Raw genomic sequence first — 2656 nt, forward strand, 5'->3', positions numbered from 1 at the left:
GGTCCGGGTCCCGGCCGACGCCCGCCGGGCGCGGCACGCGGCCGGGTACGGGAGCGCGCCGTCCGGGGCAGCGGACCACGGGGACCCGGCTGCGGCCGGCCAATCCCCGGCTGCTGCGCCAGCGGCTGTTCGTGTTCGTCGTGGTGACGCTGGTGGTGGCCCTCGGTATCGCCCTGGTGCAGGGCTGCCAGGCCCGCGCCCAGGGGCACGGCGGCGGCACCGGCGACGACGTGCGCACGCAGCAACGGGACGAGCGGCGGGTGTTGCCTCCGGGCGACGGCCCGCCGCTGTCCGAGCGGCACGTGTCGGCGATGGAGCGCGGGGACTGACCGACTGCCCGGTTCGGCGGGGAGTTGCGCCTTTGATTTGTGGGTGTCAGGCCCCCGGGCGTCCCGTGGCGACCGCGTAGAAGGCGACCGCGGCGGCCGCGCCGACGTTGAGGGAGTCGACGCCGTGCGCCATCGGGATGCGCACCCACTCGTCGGCCGCGACGAGGGCCTGGGTGGACAGTCCGCCCCCTTCCGCGCCGACCATGAGCGCCACCCGGTCCATCCGGTGCGGGGCGGCCTCGTCGAGGGGCCGGGCCTTCTCGTCCGGGGTGAGGGCGAGGAGGGTGAAGCCCGCCTCGCGGACCGATTCCAGGCCCTTGGGCCAGGAGTCCAGCCGGGCGTAGGGCACGGAGAAGACCGCGCCCATGGAGACCTTGACGCTGCGGCGGTACAGGGGGTCGGCGCAGTCCGGGGAGAGCAGCACCGCGTCCATGCCGAGGGCGGCGGCCGAGCGGAAGACGGCACCGATGTTGGTGTGGTCGTTCACGGACTCCATGACGACCACCCGGCGGGCCCTCCGCAGCAGGTCGGCCGCGGCGGGCAGGGGCTTGCGCTGCATGGAGGCGAGGGCGCCGCGGTGCACGTGGTAGCCGGTGACGCGTTCGGCCAGTTCGGGGGTGACGGCGTAGACGGGGGCGGGGAGTTCGTCGATGACGTCACGCATGACGTCGATCCACTTGGCCGAGAGCAGCATGGACCGCATCTCGTACCCGGCGTCCTTGGCCCGGCGGATGACCTTCTCGCCCTCGGCGATGAAGAGTCCCTCGGCGGGTTCGCGCCTGCGGCGCAGTTCGACGTCGGTCAGGCCCGTGTAGTCGCGCAGGCGGGGGTCGTCGGGGTCCGAGACGGTGATGAGATCGGCCACGGGGGTGATACTGCCTTGTCCTGGGTGCGGTGCCAACGGCTGGGATCGGTCGCGTTACCGAGGGTTACTTCAGGCCGCGGGGCCCACGCCGACGACCTCGCCGATGACGATGACGGCGGGCGGCCTGACCTCCTCGCGGACCACGGTCTCGCCGACGGTCGCGAGGGTGGCGTCGACCCGGCGCTGGGCGGCCGTGGTGCCCTCCTGCACGAGGGCGACCGGGGTGTCGGGGGACTTGCCGTGTTCGATCAGGGCCTCGGCGATCCGGCCGATCTTGTCGACGCCCATCAGGACAACCAGGGTGCCGCCCAGCTTCGCCAGGGACGGCCAATCCGCCAGGGACCGCTCGTCGTCGGGCGCGACATGGCCGCTGACCACGGTGAACTCGTGTGCCACCCCGCGGTGGGTGACGGGGATGCCGGCCGCGCCCGGGACCGAGATGGAGCTGGAGATGCCGGGGACGACGGTGCAGGGGACGCCCGCCTCGGCGAGCGCCTGGAGTTCCTCCATGCCCCGCCCGAAGACGTACGGGTCGCCGCCCTTGAGGCGGACCACGGCCTTGCCCTGCCGGGCGTGCTCGATGAGCGCCTTGTTGATGGCCTCCTGGGCCATGAACCGCCCGTACGGGATCTTCGCCGCGTCGATCACCTCGACGTGCGGCGGCAGTTCGGCGAGCAGGTCGCGCGGGCCGAGCCGGTCGGCGATGACGACGTCGGCCTCGGCCAGCAGCCGCCGGCCGCGCACGGTGATCAGGTCCGGGTCGCCGGGGCCGCCGCCGACCAGGGCGACGCCCGGGGTGCGGGTGCGGTGGTGCGGGGCGACGAGGGTGCCGTCGCGCAGTCCCTCGACCACGGCGTCGCGGACGGCGGCGGTGTGGCGCGGGTCCCGGCCCTTGGCGTCGGTGGTGAGGACGGCCACCGTGACGCCCTCGCTGTGGCCGGTCGCCGGCGTCCAGGCGGTGGCCTCGTCGGCGTCGTCGGCGCGCACGCACCAGATCCGGTTGCGCTCGCCCTCCGCCGAGGCGCGGGTGTTGGCGTCGGGGTCGCTGGTGGCGATGAGGGCGTACCAGGCGCCGGTGAGGTCGCCCTCCGCGTAGCCGCGCCGCTCCCAGGTGATCTCACCGGCGTCGGCCATGGCCTCGACGGACGGGGTGACCTCGGGCGACACCAGGAGGATGTCGGCGCCCGCCGCGATCAGGGACGGGAGGCGGCGCTGGGCGACCTGGCCGCCGCCGAGGACGACCACGCGGCGACCGCTGAGACGGAGGCCCACGGGGTAGGCGGGGTGTTCGGCCATGGGGTCGGCTCCTCGTGAGGGCGGCGTGTGGTGGGCGCTGCGGCACTGGAGCGGCCCTGACGTGCGGATTCTAGACCGGTGCGGCGCGGTTCCGGCGGGCTGCCCGGCATGCGGCGGGTGAGCGGGGTCGGCGGCGGGGCGCCGCGGGTGTCCCGCCCGCGCCCCC

The 2656-nt window shown here is 74.8% G+C and carries 2 protein-coding genes and 1 pseudogene; 1 reads left to right on the top strand and 2 read right to left on the bottom strand.

Going from position 1 to position 2656, the window contains the following annotated elements; translation table 11 throughout:
- Positions 1-329, top strand: a pseudogene (locus tag G3I53_RS33695) (hypothetical protein); the annotation flags it as partial.
- 46 nt (positions 330-375) lie between these two features.
- Here G3I53_RS33695 and G3I53_RS07970 read toward each other — a convergent pair.
- On the bottom strand, positions 376-1194 hold the full coding sequence (locus tag G3I53_RS07970; RefSeq protein ID WP_164337722.1) for an RNA methyltransferase: 819 nt from the start codon (positions 1192-1194) through the stop codon (positions 376-378).
- Positions 1195-1263: 69 nt separating this feature from the next.
- Positions 1264-2490: a uroporphyrinogen-III C-methyltransferase gene (cobA, locus tag G3I53_RS07975; RefSeq protein ID WP_164337721.1), complete on the bottom strand. Its 1227-nt coding sequence runs from the start codon at positions 2488-2490 to the stop codon at positions 1264-1266.
- Between the last annotated feature and the right edge of the window lie 166 nt (positions 2491-2656).

This window comes from Streptomyces sp. SID14436 (genome assembly GCF_010548465.1).
Classification (GTDB): domain Bacteria; phylum Actinomycetota; class Actinomycetes; order Streptomycetales; family Streptomycetaceae; genus Streptomyces.

Bases quoted from the DNA above. Each gene is read 5' to 3' on its own strand.
- cobA (WP_164337721.1), bottom strand. From the start codon at position 2,490: ATGGCCGAACACCCCGCCTACCCCGTGGGCCTCCGTCTCAGCGGTCGC.